The sequence below is a fragment of the Sphaerisporangium cinnabarinum genome (assembly GCF_055567015.1).
Genome location: NZ_JBVHRG010000005.1, coordinates 112,540 through 130,389, shown reverse-complemented (window position 1 = coordinate 130,389; position 17,850 = coordinate 112,540). Strand labels below are relative to the sequence as shown.

Annotated in this window: 16 protein-coding genes and 1 tRNA gene; 15 read left to right on the top strand and 2 right to left on the bottom strand. The window is 74.6% G+C overall.

From position 1 onward, the window contains the following. Positions 1-31: 31 nt before the first annotated feature. Together ACZ4MO_RS09315 and ACZ4MO_RS09310 are read left to right on the top strand one after the other, a co-directional pair. Positions 32-838, top strand: coding sequence for a D-alanyl-D-alanine carboxypeptidase family protein (locus ACZ4MO_RS09315; protein ID WP_175009162.1), 807 nt, complete (start codon positions 32-34; stop codon positions 836-838). 55 nt (positions 839-893) lie between these two features. Continuing rightward, on the top strand, positions 894-1,457 hold the full coding sequence (locus tag ACZ4MO_RS09310) for a hypothetical protein (protein ID WP_499278761.1): 564 nt from the start codon (positions 894-896) through the stop codon (positions 1,455-1,457). A 40-nt stretch (positions 1,458-1,497) separates the two neighbouring features. Here the strand turns inward: ACZ4MO_RS09310 and ACZ4MO_RS09305 are convergent, their stop codons facing one another. Together ACZ4MO_RS09305 and ACZ4MO_RS09300 are read right to left on the bottom strand one after the other, a co-directional pair. After that, positions 1,498-2,130 (bottom strand): CYTH domain-containing protein, encoded by a 633-nt coding sequence (locus ACZ4MO_RS09305; RefSeq protein ID WP_034655122.1) that lies wholly within the window; start codon positions 2,128-2,130, stop codon positions 1,498-1,500. 110 nt (positions 2,131-2,240) lie between these two features. Beyond that, a tRNA-Arg gene (locus tag ACZ4MO_RS09300) sits at positions 2,241-2,313 on the bottom strand. 193 nt (positions 2,314-2,506) lie between these two features. Between ACZ4MO_RS09300 and argS the strand changes: the two genes are divergently transcribed. The 13 genes from argS (at position 2,507) to atpB (ending at position 17,838) form a co-directional block, all read left to right on the top strand. Further along, positions 2,507-4,192 (top strand): arginine--tRNA ligase, encoded by a 1,686-nt coding sequence (gene argS, locus ACZ4MO_RS09295; protein ID WP_175009164.1) that lies wholly within the window; start codon positions 2,507-2,509, stop codon positions 4,190-4,192. Next, positions 4,189-5,577, top strand: a complete 1,389-nt coding sequence (gene lysA, locus ACZ4MO_RS09290; RefSeq protein WP_175009165.1) for a diaminopimelate decarboxylase — start codon at positions 4,189-4,191, stop codon at positions 5,575-5,577. The genes argS and lysA overlap by 4 nt, the downstream gene beginning before the upstream one ends. 163 nt (positions 5,578-5,740) lie before the next feature. Continuing rightward, positions 5,741-7,081, top strand: a complete 1,341-nt coding sequence (locus ACZ4MO_RS09285; protein ID WP_157446609.1) for a homoserine dehydrogenase — start codon at positions 5,741-5,743, stop codon at positions 7,079-7,081. Between the two features lie 11 nt (positions 7,082-7,092). Beyond that, positions 7,093-8,196, top strand: coding sequence for a threonine synthase (gene thrC, locus ACZ4MO_RS09280; RefSeq protein ID WP_175009213.1), 1,104 nt, complete (start codon positions 7,093-7,095; stop codon positions 8,194-8,196). Further along, positions 8,196-9,125 (top strand): homoserine kinase, encoded by a 930-nt coding sequence (gene thrB, locus ACZ4MO_RS09275; RefSeq protein ID WP_175009166.1) that lies wholly within the window; start codon positions 8,196-8,198, stop codon positions 9,123-9,125. Before thrC ends, thrB begins: the two co-directional genes overlap by 1 nt. Before the next feature lie 249 nt (positions 9,126-9,374). After that, positions 9,375-11,504 carry a transcription termination factor Rho gene (gene rho / locus ACZ4MO_RS09270; protein WP_175009167.1) on the top strand — a complete coding sequence of 710 codons (2,130 nt, stop codon included), beginning with the start codon at positions 9,375-9,377 and terminating at the stop codon, positions 11,502-11,504. Positions 11,505-11,668: 164 nt separating this feature from the next. After that, a complete protein-coding gene (gene rpmE, locus ACZ4MO_RS09265; RefSeq protein ID WP_074807541.1) occupies positions 11,669-11,887 on the top strand; it encodes a 50S ribosomal protein L31 in 219 nt (72 codons plus the stop codon). Between the two features lie 201 nt (positions 11,888-12,088). Then, on the top strand, positions 12,089-13,192 hold the full coding sequence (gene prfA / locus ACZ4MO_RS09260; protein ID WP_175009168.1) for a peptide chain release factor 1: 1,104 nt from the start codon (positions 12,089-12,091) through the stop codon (positions 13,190-13,192). Position 13,193: 1 nt separating this feature from the next. After that, positions 13,194-14,264, top strand: coding sequence for a peptide chain release factor N(5)-glutamine methyltransferase (gene prmC / locus ACZ4MO_RS09255; RefSeq protein WP_175009169.1), 1,071 nt, complete (start codon positions 13,194-13,196; stop codon positions 14,262-14,264). Continuing rightward, entirely contained in the window at positions 14,261-15,028 is a 768-nt protein-coding gene (locus ACZ4MO_RS09250) for an L-threonylcarbamoyladenylate synthase (RefSeq protein WP_175009170.1), read from the top strand. The genes prmC and ACZ4MO_RS09250 overlap by 4 nt, the downstream gene beginning before the upstream one ends. Beyond that, positions 15,025-16,281 (top strand): MraY family glycosyltransferase, encoded by a 1,257-nt coding sequence (locus ACZ4MO_RS09245; protein WP_175009171.1) that lies wholly within the window; start codon positions 15,025-15,027, stop codon positions 16,279-16,281. Before ACZ4MO_RS09250 ends, ACZ4MO_RS09245 begins: the two co-directional genes overlap by 4 nt. After that, positions 16,278-16,805, top strand: coding sequence for a Cg1360 family ATP-synthase-associated protein (locus ACZ4MO_RS09240; RefSeq protein WP_255437269.1), 528 nt, complete (start codon positions 16,278-16,280; stop codon positions 16,803-16,805). Before ACZ4MO_RS09245 ends, ACZ4MO_RS09240 begins: the two co-directional genes overlap by 4 nt. Before the next feature lie 238 nt (positions 16,806-17,043). Next, positions 17,044-17,838, top strand: a complete 795-nt coding sequence (atpB, locus tag ACZ4MO_RS09235) for a F0F1 ATP synthase subunit A (protein WP_021482770.1) — start codon at positions 17,044-17,046, stop codon at positions 17,836-17,838. Positions 17,839-17,850: the final 12 nt, after the last annotated feature.

The following is a 17,850-nucleotide window of genomic DNA, read 5'->3' as shown; positions in this document are numbered from 1 at the left end:
CCACCCCGAAGACGTGAGAGGCAGGTGGCGGGTGGAGTCGCAGAACGGCGCACCCGCCCTCGACTCACGACGGGCCCGGCGCGAGGCGGAGCAGGGCTCCCGGCGTCGCCGCCCCCAGGCACAGGTCTCCAGCCAGCACCGCTGGGTGCCGCGCGTCGCCGTCCTCGGGACGCTCGCCGCCGCGACCATCGCGATGCCGCTCTCCGCGGGCGCCGACGACGCGCTCGGCACCGGCTCTCCCTTCGAGCCGGACACCCGCCCCGTCGGCCCGAGCGCACTCGACCTCGCGACCGCCGCCCCGACGGCGCCCGCCGTGTCCCCGAGCGTCGCCGCCGCCCCCCGCGTCGAGGTGCGCCGGGAGGCGGCCTCCCGCTCCGCCGCGCGCGACCCGCTGCCGGGCTGCGACCCGACGGTGCGACCCGAGGGCACGAACGGCAACCTCGACGAGCACGCGCTGTGCGAGCTGTGGCAGGCCGACGAGCACCTGCGGCCCGACGCGGCCGTCGCCCTCTCCGCGATGAACGAGGCGTTCCGGGCGACCTTCGGCCGAGACCTCTGCCTCGTGTCGTCGTACCGCACGCTCTCGACGCAGGTCTCGCTCAAGTCCTCCCGGGGCGCCTTCGCGGCGCCCCCCGGCTGGTCCATGCACGGGTGGGGGCTCGCGATCGACCTCTGCTCCGTGGAGACCGGCTCGCGCGAGGTCTACGCGTGGATCAACCAGAACGGCGGCACGTACGGCTGGGCCAACCCCGCGTGGGCCAAGCGCGGCGGCAGCGGCGCCTACGAGCCCTGGCACTTCGAGTTCGTCCAGGGCGTCGAGGAGATCCAGAACTCCTGACGCGCCTCCGGCCGGTCGCCCCGCGCGCGGCCGCGCCGCGCCGTATCGTCGGACCGTGGCCGACCTGCTCCTCGCCGCGGTCGTCCTGCGCCGCCCCGAGCACGCGTTCGCCGCGCAGGTGCTGAGCCTCGCCGTGAGCGGCCTCGTCCGCGTGGAGCCGACGGCGCCCGGCGAGCCCCCCGTCCTCGTCCTCCTCGACGCGTCGCCCGCCTCCGAGCGCGAGCACCTCGCGCTGTCGACCCTCTTCGGCGAGACGGCGGACGAGGGCGCCCGCGTCGCGCTCGACCCCGCCGACGACGCCCTGCGCCTCCGCGTGCACGACGCCGCGCGCCGGGTCGTGCGGAGCGCGCGCCACGACGGCTACCTGGAGACGGGACGGGCACACCGGCTCACGGAGAAGGGCGACGCGGTGCGGGCCGACCTCGTCGCGCTGGAGGACGCCGTCGAGCGCGAGGTCGCGGAGGCGCGTGCGCACGACCGTGCGCGCGAGCACGTGTCGCCCGGCGCGCTGCCGTGGGCCGTCCTGTTCGGGCACGAGCCCGGGTGGGTGCCTGTCGACGGGCGCACGGTCCGGTTCGACGTCGGCGCGGTGTGCGCGGCGGCGGACGCGCTGCGCTGACCGGGGCGGGGGACCGCCGTCGGGCGTGGCCGCGCGGCGGCTACGGGCCGGAGAGCCGCTCGTTGCGGCCGAAGTCCTGGAGGAACCGCGGGCCGGACGCGGCGAGCTCGGCCTCGAACTCCTCGCGCCACGCGCCGTAGGGGCGGCCCGCGAGGGCGTCGTTCGAGAACCGGGGGTCGTCCGTGAGCTCGGTGACGCAGAACGCGGGGATCTGCAGGTCCGTGACCGGGCCGGTGCGCTCGCACTCCGCGACGACGAGCGGGTGGTTCGCCCCGCCGAACACGTCGACGACCCAGCCGTCGGCCCCGACCCACACGGAGTACCGCGTCTTGACGACGCGCGCACCGCCGCGGCGGATCATCTGGACGCCGACCGCCACGTCGACCTCGCGCTCCGCCTCGTACCGCGTGCCGCCGGCCATCGGGCCCTTGACGGTGAGCGTGCACAGGTCGACGGCGGGGGCGTAGCGGTCGAGCAGCCGGACCGGGTCGGTCGTGGCGTCCATCGTCGCGTCGACCGTGGGCACCTTGGCGCGCAGCCGCAGCGCGTAGCCCTCGTCCGCCAGGTAGTAGCTCTGCACGATGAGGGCGGGCGCGTCGCGCAGGTCCTCGGGCAGCTCGCGCACGAGGAACCGGCGCTCGAACTCGAAGTCCCCGTAGCCGCCGTCGGTCATGGCCCCACCGTAGCGGGAGCGCGGGGGTCGTGGCGGGACCTCGTGCACAGGCCGGAGACGGCGCGAGCCCGGCCGCGCGAGGCGGGCCGGGCTCGTGGGAGCGGTGCGGGTGCCCTCGATAGGATTCGAACCTACGACCTTCTGCTCCGGAGGCAGACGCTCTATCCACTGAGCTACGAGGGCGAGCGCCGACGGTGACCGCCGACGCGATGCACGAGACTACCAGCCCGCGCGGGGTGCGCCGACCTCCGGGCCCACCTCCGGCCGGACCCCTGGGCCGACTCCGCGCCAGCCCTGCGCCAGCACTGCGCCGACCCGGCGCCGACCCGGCGAGATCCCGCGACGGACGGTGCCCGCGCCTCGGTAGAATCGCCCGGTGACCCCCGACGAGCTCTCCGAAGCGCTGAGCGCTGCCCTGGCCGCCGCCGTCGCCGACGGCACCCTCGACCTGGACCCGACCGCGGTCCCCGAGCGCGTCCACGTCGAGCGACCCCGGCAGCGCGAGCACGGCGACTGGGCCACGAACGTCGCGCTGCAGCTCGCGAAGAAGGCGGGCACGACGCCGCGCGCGCTCGCCGAGGACCTCGCGGGCCGCCTCGCCGCGCACCCGGGCATCCGGGCCGTGGACGTCGCGGGCCCCGGCTTCCTCAACATCACCCTCGACGCGGCCGCCGCGGGCGAGCTCGCGCGCACCATCGTCGAGGCCGGCCCGGCGTACGGGCGCGGCGACTCCGAGGCGGGCAAGAAGGTCAACCTCGAGTTCGTCTCCGCGAACCCGACCGGGCCCATCCACATCGGCGGGGTCCGCTGGGCCGCCGTCGGCGACTCGCTCGCGCGCGTGCTCGAGGCGAGCGGCGCGACCGTGACGCGGGAGTACTACTTCAACGACCACGGCGCGCAGATCGACCGCTTCGCGCGCTCGCTCCTCGCGCGCTCGCGCGGCCAGGAGGCACCGGAGGACGGGTACGGCGGCGAGTACATCACCGAGATCGCGGACGCGGTCGTCGCGGACGCCGTCGCCGCGGGCGACCCCGACCCGCGCACGCTCCCGGACGCGGAGGCGCAGGAGGTGTTCCGCGCGCGCGGCGTCGAGCGCATGTTCGGCGAGATCAAGGCGTCGCTGCACGACTTCGGCGTCGACTTCGACGTGTACTTCCACGAGGACTCGCTGCACGAGTCGGGCGCCGTCGAGCGGGCGGTCGAGCGTCTGCGCGGGTCCGGGCACATGTTCGAGAAGGACGGCGCGACCTGGCTGCGCACGACCGACTTCGGCGACGACAAGGACCGCGTCGTCATCAAGTCCGACGGCGACGCCGCGTACATCGCGGGCGACATCGCCTACTACCTCGACAAGCGCGAGCGCGGCTTCGACGAGGTCATCATCATGCTCGGCGCCGACCACCACGGGTACGTCGGCCGCATGATGGCGGTCTGCGCGGCCTTCGGTGACACGCCGGGCAAGAACCTCCAGCTCCTCATCGGGCAGATGGTCAACCTCGTCAAGGACGGCCAGCCAGTGCGCATGTCCAAGCGCGCCGGGACGGTCGTGACGCTGGAGGACCTGGTGGACGCCGTCGGCGTCGACGCCGCGCGCTACTCGCTCGCCCGCTCCTCCGCGGACCAGAACATCGACCTCGACCTCGACCTGCTCGCGCGGGCGACGAACGAGAACCCCGTCTACTACGTGCAGTACGCGCACTCGCGCACCGCGGCGGTGGACCGCAACGCGGCCGACCGCGGCGTCTCGCGCGCCGACGGGTTCGAGCCCGCGCTGCTCGACCACCCGAGCGAGGCGGCGCTCGTCGGGCGTCTCACCGAGTTCCCGCGCATCGTCGCCCAGGCGGCCGAGCTGCGCGAGCCGCACCGCGTCGCGCGCTACCTCGAGGCCCTGGCCGGCGACTACCACACGTGGTACCAGCAGAAGTCGCAGCGCGTCCTGCCCTACCCGGACGAGGAGGTCACGGACACGCACCGCACGCGCCTGTGGCTCAACGACGCGGTGCGCCAGGTCCTCGCCAACGGCCTGGGGCTGCTCGGCGTGACCGCGCCGGAGCGCATGTGAGCACGAGCCTGCCGGGTCACCCCGGCGAGCCGTGGTCGCGCGGCGTGCGGCGCCGGGACGACGGCGTCGTCGAGGTCGCGGGCGTCGACGTCCGCACGCTCGCGGCCGAGCACGGGACGCCCGCGTACGTGCTCGACGAGGCGGACTTCCGCGCCCGGGCGCGCGCGTACCGCACGGCGTTCGAGACGGCGTTCCGCGCCGTCGGGTCGGACGTCGACGTGTACTACGCGGGCAAGGCGCTGCTCACGGTCGCCGTCGCGCGCTGGGCGCGCGAGGAGGGCCTGCGCGTCGACACCGCGAGCGGGGGAGAGCTCGCCGTCGCGCTGCGCGCCGGCGTCCCCGGTCCCGAGATCGGCCTGCACGGCAACAACAAGTCCGACGCCGAGATCGGGCGCGCGCTCGACGAGGGCGTGGGTCGGATCATCGTCGACTCGCTCGTCGAGGTCGAGAGGGTCGCACGCCTCGCGGGGGAGCGCGGCGTCGTCGCGCCCGTCATGGTCCGCGTGACGACGGGCGTCCACGCGGGCGGGCACGAGTACATCTCGACCGCGCACGAGGACCAGAAGTTCGGGCTGTCGGTCGCGTCGTCGCGCTCCGCGGACGGCAGACCGGCCGGCGACTCCCCGGCGATGACCGCGCTGCTCGACGTCGTCGCGCGCCCCGAGCTGCACCTGCTCGGGATCCACTCGCACATCGGCTCCCAGATCCTCGACCCCTCGGGCTTCGAGGTCGCGGCGCGCGCCGTGCTGGAGCTGCGGGCGCGGCTCGCGGACCGCTCGGGCGTGCTCGTCGACGAGGTCGACATCGGCGGCGGCTACGGCATCGCGTACCTCCCGGGCGACGTCGCGCTCGACCCGGAGCGCGTCGCGAAGGACGTCGCGCGCGCGGTCGAGGCGGTGGCCGCGGAGCTCGGCACTCCGCTGCCGCGGTTCTCGATCGAGCCGGGGCGCGCGATCGTCGGGCCGGCCGGTCTCACGCTCTACACGGTCGGCACCGTGAAGCCCGTGACCCTCGACGACGGGCGCGTGCGCACGTACGTGTCGGTGGACGGCGGCATGAGCGACAACATCCGCCCCGCGCTCTACGCGGCGCAGTACCACGCGGAGGTCGTCGGGCGGGCGTCCGAGGCCGGGCCCGTGCTCGCGCGCGTCGTGGGCAAGCACTGCGAGAGCGGCGACATCGTCGTGCACGAGGTGCTGCTCCCCGGCGACGTGCGGGCGGGCGACCTGCTCGCGGTGCCCGCCACGGGGGCGTACGGCCGCTCGATGGCGTCGAACTACAACCTGCTGACGCGTCCGCCCGTGGTCGCCGTGCACGACGGCGCGAGCCGCGTGCTCGTGCGGCGCGAGACCGTCGAGGACCTGCTGGCGCTCGACGAGGGCTGACGCCCACCGGGTCGTGCCCGCGGGTCGGCATCCGACCTGTGGGCACGCCCCGGGCGGGCCCCCGCGTCGCCGTATCCTGTGCCTGCGGCTCCCGAGCCACCCGGGCACGACCCGGGCCGCGCCCGGCGCCGCACCCGTCCTGACCACCCGAGGAAGGTCCGTCGTGCCGTCTGCCGCCGAGTCCCACCCGCCCCTGCGCGTCGCCCTGCTGGGGTGCGGCGTCGTCGGCACCCAGGTCGCGCGGCTGCTCACGGAGCAGGCCGACGACCTCGCGTCCCGGGTCGGGGCGCCCCTGGAGCTCGTCGGGATCGCGGTCCGGGACGCGTCCGCGCCGCGCGACGCCGCGGTGGACCGGTCGCTGCTCACGGAGGACGCGGCGGGCCTCGTCGAGCGTGCCGACATCGTCGTCGAGGTGATGGGCGGCACCGAGCCCGCGCGGTCGCTGCTGCTGCGCGCGATCGAGGCCGGCGCCGCCGTCGTGACGGCGAACAAGGCGCTGCTCGCCGAGGACGGCCCCACGCTCTACAAGGCGGCCGACGCCGCCGGGGTGGACATCTACTTCGAGGCCGCCGTCGCGGGCGCGATCCCCATCGTCCGCCCGGTGCGCGAGTCGCTCGCGGGCGACCGCGTGCGGCGCGTGCTCGGCATCGTCAACGGGACGACCAACTACGTGCTCGACCAGATGGCCTCGACGGGCAGGGGCCTCGACGAGGCCGTCCGCGAGGCGCAGGACCTCGGCTACGCGGAGGCGGACCCGACGGCGGACGTCGAGGGGTACGACGCCGCGGCCAAGGCGGCGATCCTCGCGAGCCTCGCGTTCCACACGCGCGTGTCCCTCGACGACGTCGCGCGCGAGGGCATCCTGGCCGTCACGGCCGACGACGTCGCGTGGGCCGCGCAGACGGGCCACGTCATCAAGCTCCTCGCCATCGCCGAGCGGCGCGACGGCGACGCCACCGGCGCGGAGGCGGGCGTGTCCGTGCGCGTGCACCCCGCGCTCGTGCCGACCTCGCACCCGCTCGCGAACGTGCGCGGCTCGTTCAACGCGGTGTTCGTCGAGGCGGAGTCCGCGGGCGAGCTCATGTTCTACGGGCGCGGCGCGGGCGGCGCCCCGACGGCGTCCGCCGTCCTGGGCGACGTCGTCTCCGCCGCCCGCCACCGCGTGCTCGGGGGCAAGGGGCCGCAGGAGTCCACGTACGCCGAGCTCCCGATCCTCCCGGCGAGCGCCGCGGTCACGCGCTACCAGGTGCGCCTCGACGTCGAGGACCGCCCGGGCGTGCTCGCGCAGGTCGCGCACGCGCTCGCCGAGCACGGCGTGTCCATCGAGGCGGTCCGCCAGCCGACGGCGCGCGGCGGGGCCGACGTCGCCGAGCCGGGCGTCGCGGAGCTCCTCATCACCACGCACGCGGCGCCGGAGTCGGCGCTGTCGGCCACCGTCGCGGCGGTCGCCGAGCTCGAGCCCGTCCGCACGATCACGTCCGTCCTGAGAGTCGAGGGAGCCTGATGGCCCACGAGATGGCCCACCAGTGGCAAGGCATCATCGCCGAGTACCGTGACCGGCTGCCCGCGCACGTGTCCGAGCGCATCGTCACGCTCGGCGAGGGAGGCACGCCGCTCGTCGAGGCGCCGGCCCTGTCGGCGCGCACGGGTGCCCAGGTCTTCGTCAAGGTCGAGGGCATGAACCCGACGGGGTCGTTCAAGGACCGCGGCATGACGACGGCGATCTCCGCGGCCGCCGGGCGCGGCGCGCAGGCGGTCGTGTGCGCGTCCACGGGCAACACGTCGGCGTCGGCGGCCGCCTACGCCGTGCGCGCGGGCATGACGTGCGCGGTGCTCGTCCCGGACGGCAAGATCGCGATGGGCAAGCTGAGCCAGGCGATCGCCCACGGCGCGCGCCTGCTCCAGGTCGACGGCAACTTCGACGACTGCCTCGTCGCGGCGCGCAAGCTCGCCGAGGCGTACCCGGTCGAGCTCGTGAACTCGGTCAACCCCGACCGCATCGAGGGCCAGAAGACGGGCGCCTTCGAGATCGTCGACGCGCTCGGAGACGCCCCGGACATCCACGCGCTGCCCGTCGGCAACGCGGGGAACATCACCGCGTACTGGAAGGGCTTCCGCGAGTACGCCGGCCAGGGCGTCGCGGGGCACGCGGGGGAGGGCCTGCCGGCCGTCGCGACGCGCACGCCGCAGATGTGGGGCTTCCAGGCGGCGGGCGCCGCGCCGATCGTCGCGGGCCACCCGATCACGGAGCCCGAGACCGTCGCGACCGCCATCCGCATCGGCAACCCCGCGTCGTGGGAGCTCGCCGAGGCCGCGCGCGACGAGTCGGGCGGCGTCATCGAGGCCGTCTCCGACGAGCAGATCCTCGCGGCGCACCGCGTCCTGTCGAGCGAGGTCGGCGTGTTCGTCGAGCCCGCGTCGGCCGCCGGCGTCGCCGGGATCCTCGCGCGCGCCGAGCGCGGGCTCGTGCCCGCCGGCGCGCGGATCGTCGTCACGGTCACCGGGCACGGTCTCAAGGACCCGCAGTGGGCGCTGCGCACGCTCGACGGCACCGAGGTCCAGCCGACGCGCGTGACCGCCGACGTCGTGTCCATCGCCGACGCCCTCGGGCTCGACTGATGCAGCTCGGCGCGGACCACGTACGGGTGCGCGTCCCGGCGACGAGCGCGAACCTCGGCCCCGGCTTCGACGCGCTGGGCCTCGCGCTCGCGCTCCACGACGTGCTCGAGGTGCGCGCGCTCGCGAGCGACGACGTCGTGGTCGACGTCGAGGGCGAGGGCGCGGGGGAGGTGCCCGGCGACGCGTCGCACCTGGTGGTGCGCGCACTGCGGGCCGCGCTCGACGTGGCGGGTGCGCCGCAGACGGGCCTGCACCTGACGTGCGTCAACCGCGTCCCGCACGGGCGGGGCCTCGGGTCGTCCGCCGCGGCCGTCGTCGCGGGCATCGTCGCCGCGCGCGCGCTCGTCGCCGACCCGTCGGTCCTCGACGACGACGTCGCTCTCGGCCTCGCGACCGCGATCGAGGGGCACCCCGACAACGCGGCGCCCGCGCTGCTCGGCGGCGCGACCGTCGCGTGGGAGAGCGGGACGCCCGGATCCGGGGCGCGCGCCGTCCGGCTCGACGTGCATCCCGACCTGCGGGCGACGGTGCTGGTCCCCTCGGCGCGGCTCGCGACGAGCCGCGCGCGCGGCGTGCTCCCCGCGCACGTGCCGCACGCCGACGCGGCGTTCAACGCGGGGCGGTCGGCCCTGCTGGTCGAGGCGCTCACGCGACGCCCCGACCTGCTCCTCGACGCGACCGACGACCGGCTCCACCAGGGGTACCGCGCCGGCGTCATGCCGACGACGTCGGAGCTCGTCCGCGCGCTGCGGGCGCGAGGGCTCGCGGCGACGGTGTCGGGTGCCGGTCCTACCGTCCTCGTCCTGTCCGGGGCGGACCGCCTCGACGAGGTCGCGGGCGTCGCGGACGAGCTCGTCGGGGGGAGCGCGGACTGGTCGGTCAGCCGCCTCGACGTCGACACGCGCGGGGTCGTGGCCGAACGGCTCTGAGCGCTGTCCTGCCGGTGCTAGGATGTTCCCAGCCTTCGGTCACGCTCTCGCATCAGCAGTCGAGCGTTCTCCAGCGCGGAAGTGCCGCGACAGAGCCCGTCCGAGAGAAGGCAATCCAGCCCGCGTCAGATGACGTCGTCGTACCACTGACGCGTGGTGACACCTGCGCACCGGCCGTCACGGCCGGGCGTCGACCACCCGCGGTCCGCCCTCTGAGAGACGGACGCAAACGAGGGGGAAGGGTCCTTCGTGACAGACACCATCGACACCGCCACGAGCAGCGCGACCGGTTCGGCCGCTGCCGGCGGTACCGCCCGGAACGGCGCGCTCTCCACCCTGCGCCTCCCGGAGCTGCAGGCGCTCGCCTCCCAGCTCGGGGTCAAGGGCACGTCCAAGATGCGCAAGGGCGATCTCGTGGACGTCATCCGCGCCCGCACCGGCGAGCAGGGCGCCTCCGAGCGCCCCGCCGCGTCGCGGCGCGACACGGACGCGGCGCCTGCCGCGTCGCGTGAGACGAACGAGGCGCCCGTCGCCTCGGGGCGCGGCCGCAGCCGCCGCGCCGAGCGGCCCGCGGCGAGCCCCGCGGCCGGCACCGACTCCCCGGTGGCGCGCCAGGACGCGCCGTCGGCCGCGAGCCGCGAGGAGCGCACCGCCGCTCCCGTGCTCGACCTCCCGGTGCGCGCCGACGAGCAGCGCGGTGAGCGCCGCGACGGCCGCCGCGACGCCCGCTCGGAGGCCGCGGCCGCCGTCGCCGAGGCGCTCGGCGAGGGGGTGCGCACGCGCGACACCTCGAACGAGTCGCCCGACGAGCGCGCCGCGCGCGCCGCCGCCGCCGTCGGTCTCGTCACGGGCGAGCGCGGCTCGCGCCGTGCGGGTCGGGGCACCGGCGCACCGCGCACGGGCGAGGGCGACGCCGATGCGCCGCGCGGCGACCGCCAGCGCGACCAGCAGGGCGGCGAGCGCCAGCGCGAGCAGCAGCCGGAGAAGCAGTCCGGCCAGCAGTCCGTTCAGCAGTCCGGTCAGCAGGGCCGCGGCGAGCGTCAGGGCGACCGCCGCGACGACCGCCAGCTCCTCGACGACGAGCGCGGCGGGCGCCGCCGTCGGGGCCGCGACCGGGGTCGCGACCGCGACCGCAAGCGCGGCCGCAACCGCCAGGGTCCGGACCTCTCGGGCCTCGACGACATCGAGGTCAACGAGGACGACGTCCTGCTCCCCGTCGCGGGCATCCTCGACATCCTCGACAACTACGCGTTCGTCCGGACGAGCGGCTACCTGCCGGGCAACAACGACGTCTACGTGTCGCTCGGCCAGGTGAAGAAGGCCGGGCTGCGCCGCGGCGACGCCGTGACGGGCGCCGTGCGCCAGCCGCGCGAGGGCGAGAACCAGGGCAACACCGCGCGCCAGAAGTTCAACGCGCTCGTCCGCCTCGACACGGTCAACGGCATGTCGCCCGAGGCGGCGCGCGAGCGTCCGGAGTTCAACCGGCTCACGCCGCTGTACCCGCAGGAGCGCCTGCGCCTCGAGAACTCCGAGGCCACGCGTCTCACGCCGCGCGTCATCGACATCGTCGCGCCGATCGGCAAGGGCCAGCGCGGTCTCATCGTCGCGCCGCCCAAGGCCGGCAAGACGATCATCATGCAGCAGATCGCCAACGCGATCGCCGCGAACAACCCCGAGGTCCACCTCATGGTGGTGCTCGTGGACGAGCGGCCCGAAGAGGTCACCGACATGGAGCGGACGGTCCGCGGCGAGGTCATCGCCTCGACGTTCGACCGCCCCGCGTCGGACCACACGATCGTCGCCGAGCTCGCGATCGAGCGCGCGAAGCGCCTGGTCGAGCTCGGCCAGGACGTCGTGGTGCTCCTCGACTCGCTCACCCGCCTCTCCCGCGCGTACAACCTCGCGGCACCGGCCTCGGGCCGCATCCTGTCCGGTGGTGTGGACGCGTCCGCGCTCTACCCGCCGAAGCGGTTCTTCGGCGCGGCGCGCAACATCGAGAACGGCGGCTCCCTGACGATCCTCGCCTCGGCGCTCGTCGAGACGGGCTCGAAGATGGACGAGGTCATCTTCGAGGAGTTCAAGGGGACGGGAAACATGGAGCTCCGACTGTCCCGCAACCTCGCGGACAAGCGCATCTTCCCGGCCGTGGACGTCAACGCGTCCGGCACGCGCCGCGAGGAGATCCTCATGTCGCAGGACGAGCTGAAGATCATCTACAAGCTCCGCCGCGTCATGGGTGCCCTCGACCAGCAGCAGGCGATCGAGCTGCTGCTCGGCCAGCTCAAGAAGACGCAGACGAACGTCGAGTTCCTGCTGCACGTCCAGAAGACGACGCCCGGCGGGCTGGCCGACGACGACAACGTCGGCCGCACGATCTGACGCGTCGCCCGGTCATCGACGGCGGGTGGCCCCGGGAAGTTCTCGGGGCCCCCGCGCGTTCTGGCACAATGGTTCGTCGGCCTGCGCTCGTCAGGCCGCTTGTCGCCGGTTCACAGGCGCGGTAGCCGCACCTGACCCGGAGACGTCACCCCAAGGAGAAAACCGTGAAGTCTGGTATCCACCCCGAGTACGTCGTCACCGAGGTGACGTGCACCTGCGGGAACACGTTCGTGACGCGCAGCACCGAGACGTCGGGCAAGATCAGCTCCGACGTGTGCAGCGCCTGCCACCCGTTCTACACGGGCAAGCAGAAGATCCTCGACACCGGTGGTCGCGTGGCCCGCTTCCAGGCGCGCTACGGCAAGAAGGACGCCGGCAAGTAGCAGCACCGCAGCGCCGGTGGTCCGAGCCCGACAACCTCTCCAGGGGCAGTCGGTGCGCTCGGACCACCGGCGCTGTCGCGTTGTCGGGGCCGGCCGGACCGGCCGGCCCCGCGACGCGTCCGCGTGCGACCGCACGCCCGGCGCCGCCGCCCCGGGCCGCGACCGCCGTCCCGCACCGCCGTACCGTCCGAGGAGCCGTCCGTGACCGAGTCGTTCGCCGCCGTCGAGCCGTTGCTGGCCGAGCACGCCGAGATCGAGGCGCAGCTCGCCGACCCGGCCGTCCACGCCGACGCGGGCCGCGCCCGCACGCTCGGGCGGCGCTACGCCGAGCTCAACCAGGTCGTGGGCGCCTACCGCGCGTGGCGCGAGGCGAGCGACGACGCCGAGGCCGCGGTCGAGCTCGCCGCGCTGGGCGGCGACGACGGCGACGCGTTCGCGGCGGAGCTCCCGGGCCTGCGTGCCACCGAGGAGGAGGCGCGCGAGCGCCTGCGCCGCGTGCTCGTCCCGCGCGACCCCGACGACGGCCGCGACGTCATCCTCGAGATCAAGGCGGGCGAGGGCGGCGAGGAGTCGGCGCTGTTCGCCGGCGACCTGCTGCGCATGTACCTGCGGTACGCCGAGCGCCGCGGCTGGAAGACGGAGGTCCTGGAGTCGACCGACTCCGACCTCGGCGGCTACAAGGACGTCCAGGTCGCGGTGAAGGCGCGCAGCACGCCGTCCGACCCGGCCGAGGGCGTCTGGGCCAACCTCAAGTACGAGGGCGGCGTGCACCGCGTCCAGCGCGTGCCCGTGACCGAGTCGCAGGGTCGCATCCACACGTCCGCCGCCGGTGTCCTCGTGTTCCCCGAGGTCGAGGACGCGGGCGAGGTCGAGATCGACCCGAACGACCTGCGGATCGACGTCTACCGCTCGTCGGGCCCGGGCGGGCAGTCCGTCAACACGACGGACTCCGCGGTGCGCATCACGCACCTGCCGACAGGGATCGTCGTGTCGATGCAGAACGAGAAGTCCCAGCTCCAGAACCGGGAGCAGGCGATGCGCGTGCTGCGCGCGCGCCTGCTCGCCGCGCAGCAGGAGGCGGCCGCCGCGGAGGCGGCGGACCTGCGGCGCTCCCAGGTGCGGACCGTCGACCGCTCCGAGCGCATCCGCACCTACAACTTCCCGGAGAACCGCATCGCGGACCACCGCACCGGGTACAAGGCGTACAACCTGGACCAGGTGCTCGACGGCGACCTCGACCCCGTCGTGCGCTCGGCCGTGGAGGCGGACGAGGCGGCCCGGCTCGCGGCCGCGGGCGGGGCCTGAGATGCGCGACGCGCGCTCCGGGTCGTCCGTGCCGGTCGAGCCGTCCGTGCCCGCGGCGTCGGTGACCGCCGGGACCGCGGTCCCCGCCGTGCTCACCGTGGACGACCTGCGGCGCGCCGTGCGGGCCGCCGAGGGGATCCTCGCGGAGGCCGGCGTCCCGTCCGCGCGCCACGACGCGGAGGCCCTCGCGGCCTGGAGCCTCGGCCTGCCGCGCCTCGAGTGGTACCGGCTGCCCGCGGGCGACGCCCCGCTCGCCCCGGCGCTGCCCGCGGGCGCGACCGACCGCTTCCTCGCCGACTACGCGGACGCGGTGGAGCGCCGACGGGGACGCGAGCCGCTCCAGCGCATCGTCGGGCACACGGTCTTCCGGCACGTCACGGTCGAGGTGCTCGACGACGTGTTCGTGCCCCGTCCGGAGACGGAGACGGTCGCGCAGGTCGCGATCGACGAGGCGGCACGGCTCCGCGGCGACCCGGAGCGCACGGACCGGCCGCCGCTCGTCGTGGACCTGTGCTGCGGGTCGGGCGTCATCGGGATCAGCGTCGACGTCGAGGTGCCGGGCTCGCGGGTCGTCGCGGTCGACCTCTCGCCCGACGCCGTGCGGGCCACGACGGCGAACGCCGGGCGCGTGGGGTCGGGCACCCAGCGCACGCTCGTCGGTGACGTGGGCGACCCGGCGCTGCTCGCCGAGCTCGACGGGACGGTCGACGTCGTCGTGTCGAACCCGCCGTACATCCCGCCGGACGCGGTGCCGGTCGACCCGGAGGTCCGCGACCACGACCCCGACCTGGCGCTCTACGGGCGCGGCGCCGACGGCCTGGAGGTGCCGCGCGCCGTCGTGCGCGCCGCCGCGCGCCTGCTGCGGCCCGGCGGCCTGTTCGTCATGGAGCACGCGGAGGTGCAGGCGGCCGACGTGCGGGCCGCCGCCCGCGCCGCAGGCGCGTTCGTCGAGGTGCGCACCCTGACGGACCTCACGGGCCGCGACCGCATGGTCGTGGCGCGCCGAGCCGGTGCCGTCGGTGCCGCCGATGACCCAGGGTCCCCGCACGGGCGTGGAAGGATGGACCCGTGAGCTCCGTCCACCCCGTGACCGACCCGAACACCTGGGGCGCCGGCATCGACGAGGCGGTCAACGCGATCTCCCGCGGTGGCCTCGTCGTGCTGCCCACCGACACCGTCTACGGCATCGGCGCCGACGCCTTCGACGCCGAGGCGGTGTCCGCGCTGCTCGCCGCGAAGGGCCGCGGCCGGCACATGCCGCCGCCGGTCCTCGTCCCGGACGCGCGCACGCTCGACGGCCTCGCCACCGACGTGCCCGACGACGCCCGCCGCCTCGTCGAGGCGTTCTGGCCCGGCGGGTTCACCATCATCCTGCGGGCCCAGCCGTCGCTCGCGTGGGACCTCGGCGAGACGCACGGCACGGTCGCCCTGCGCATGCCCGACCACCCGGCCGCGCTCGCGCTCCTGCGCCGCACCGGGCCCCTCGCCGTGTCGTCCGCGAACGCCACGGGCCGCCCTGCGGCGCTGCACGTCGACGACGCGCGCGAGCAGCTCGGCAGCGCCGTCGGCGTCTACCTCGACGGCGGGACGGCGCCCGGGGGAGTGGCGTCCACGATCGTCGACGCGACGTCCGGCGCACTGCGCGTCGTGCGGCAGGGCGCCGTGACGCTCGAGCAGCTGCGCGAGGTCGCGCCCGTCCTCGGACCCGACGACGAGCTGGCCGCCGAGGCCGCTCCGGAGGGGCCAGGGCCCGCGCCCACCGACGCCCTGGCCGACGCGTCTACCGAGACCCGAGGCTCCGGCGACGCCGGGGAGCCGGAGGCGAACGGCGGGTGAGGGTCTACCTGCTCGTGATGCTCGTCGCCGCGGCGGTGACGTTCCTCGCGACACCCTTCGCGCGCTGGGTCGCGCTGCGCACGGGCGCCATCACGGCGGTGCGCGACCGCGACGTCCACACGATCCCGACCCCCCGGCTCGGCGGCCTCGCGATGCTGCTGGGGCTGGTCGTGGCGGTCGTCTTCGCGTCGCAGATGCCCTTCCTCGAGAGCGTGTTCGTCGGCGAGGTCGCGGGGCAGATGGTCGCCGACGCGCGGATCTGGGGGATCGTCGGGGCGGCGGCGATCGTCTGCCTCCTCGGCATCGCCGACGACATCTGGGACCTCGACTGGATGACCAAGCTCGCGGGCCAGGTGCTCGCGGCAGGGCTCATGGCGAGCCAGGGCGTCGTGCTGTTCACGCTGCCCATCCCCATCGGGGAGCAGCAGCTCATCTGGTCCTCGCGCCTCCAGCTCGTCGCGACGATCCTCGTGGTCGTGGTGGCGATGAACGCCGTGAACTTCGTGGACGGCCTCGACGGCCTCGCGGCCGGCCTGGTCGCGATCGGGGGCGCCGCGTTCTTCCTCTACTCGTACGTGCTCACGCAGAAGGCGAGCGCCGACGACTACTCGAGCCTCGCGACCCTCGTCATCGCGGCCCTCGTCGGCATCTGCGTCGGGTTCCTGCCGCACAACTTCCACCCCGCCCGGATCTTCATGGGGGACTCGGGCTCGATGGTCCTCGGCCTCGTGTTCTCCGCCGCGGCGATCGTCGTGACGGGCCGGGTCGACACGACCACGCTCTCCGGCGCCCAGCAGATCCCGGCGTTCATCCCGCTCCTCCTGCCGCTCGCGGTGATCCTCCTGCCGCTGCTCGACATGGTCATGGCGGTCGTGCGCCGCGTCGCGCGCGGCAAGTCCCCGTTCCACCCGGACCGCATGCACCTGCACCACCGGATGCTCGCGATCGGGCACTCGCACCGGCGCGCGGTGCTCATCCTCTACGTCTGGACGGCCGTGTTCGCGTTCGCCGCTGTCGCGCTGGTCCAGTGGCACTGGCACGGTGTCGCCGCAGGCCTCGCGGCGGCCGTCGTGGCCGCTGCGCTCCTCACGCTCGGACCCCTGCGCACGCGCGGGCGGTTCCTCGACGACGACGCCGCCGCGTCGGTCGACGTCCCGCCGGTCCTCGCGCCCCCCACCCCCTCCGCGCCCGGGTCGACCGACCCGGCCGCGTCGTCCGCCGTCCCCACCCCGCCGAAGGAAGCCCTGAGATGACGACGAGCCAGCCCGAGCCCGCCCGCCCGGACGACCGACCGGACGCCAGGTCGGAGGGCGCGTCGGACGGTACGGCGACCGGCGGCCCCGTCGAGCAGACGATCGGTGCGCACGGACGCGCGGTGCGCGCGGTGTTCCGGAGCGCGCTGCGCGACGTGCTGGTGCTGCTGGGGGCGCTGACGGTGCTCGGCGTCGCCGTCGGCGCGCTCGTCGCCGGGCTGCCGGGGGTCTGGGGCGCGCTCCTGGGCGTGGGCGTCGCGCTGATCTTCTCCGCGACCACGGTCTGGACGATGCTGCGCACCGTCGACTCGAGCCCGACGACGACGGCGGCGATCGTCATGGCGAGCTGGCTCGGCAAGATGGTGGTGCTCGTCGCGGTCCTCGTCGTCCTGCGTGGCATGGACTTCTACGACCGCTGGGTGTTCGCCGGGGTCCTGCTCGTCGGGGTGATGGGCTCCGCGGCGCTCGACTACCGGGCGGTGAGCAGGGGACGGATCCCCTACGTCGACCCCACGGCGCGCTGACGTACCACCGACGCGCGGTCGACGTACCACGAGGTCGCCGGGCCGGGGGAGAGACCCTCGTCCCGCAGCATGAGCAAAATGTCACAAGCGGCCGGGAACGGCGAGAGCACGCGGATCCATACGTTAGGCTACTGGCGAATCCATGACGGCCAGGTCCGACGGCGTGCCCACCCACGGGTGACGGCTGCCCGGACCACACGACCATTGGGAGTCCACCCTGTCCACGCTTGCGACCCCCGTGCTCCTCGCTGCATCCGAGAGCGAAGGTGGCTTCCACGCGCCGTCCATCGCCGACTTCTTCCCGCCGGCGATCCTCTTCGAGGGCACCATCTTCCAGATCGACCGGATCTGGATCGTCCGGATCGTGGCCACGATCGTCCTCCTCGCGATCTTCGTCGTCGCCGCGCGTCGGGCGCGCCTTGTCCCCGGGCGCTTCCAGAACGCGATCGAGATGATGCTGGACTTCGTCCGGGTCCAGATCGTCGAGGAGATCATGGGCAAGGAGCACGCCAAGCGCTTCGTCCCGATGATCACGACGATCTTCTTCGCGGTCCTCGCCTTCAACCTCACGGGCATCATCCCCGGCCTCAACATGGCGGGGACCGCCCGCATGGGCCTGCCCTTCCTGCTCGCGCTGTGGGTGCTCGTCACCTACTGGGCCGTGGGCATCAAGGCGCACGGCCTCGGCGGCTACCTCAAGAACAGCCTCTTCCCCCCGGGGATCCCGGCGCCGATCTACCTGATCGTCACCCCGATCGAGCTGCTCCAGATCCTCATCATCCGGCCGGCCTCGCTCGCCATCCGTCTCGTCGCCAACATGGTCGCCGGCCACATCATGCTGGTGCTGTGCTTCGCCGCGACGCAGTACTTCGTGTTCGAGGCGGTCCCCGCGATGAAGGCCTTCGGCGTGCTGACGCTCGCCGGCGGGCTGATCTTCACGCTCTTCGAGCTCCTCGTCGCGGCCCTGCAGGCCTACATCTTCGCGCTCCTCGCGTCGGTGTACCTCAACATCGCGCTCGAAGAGGAGCACTGACCCGAGGCCGCA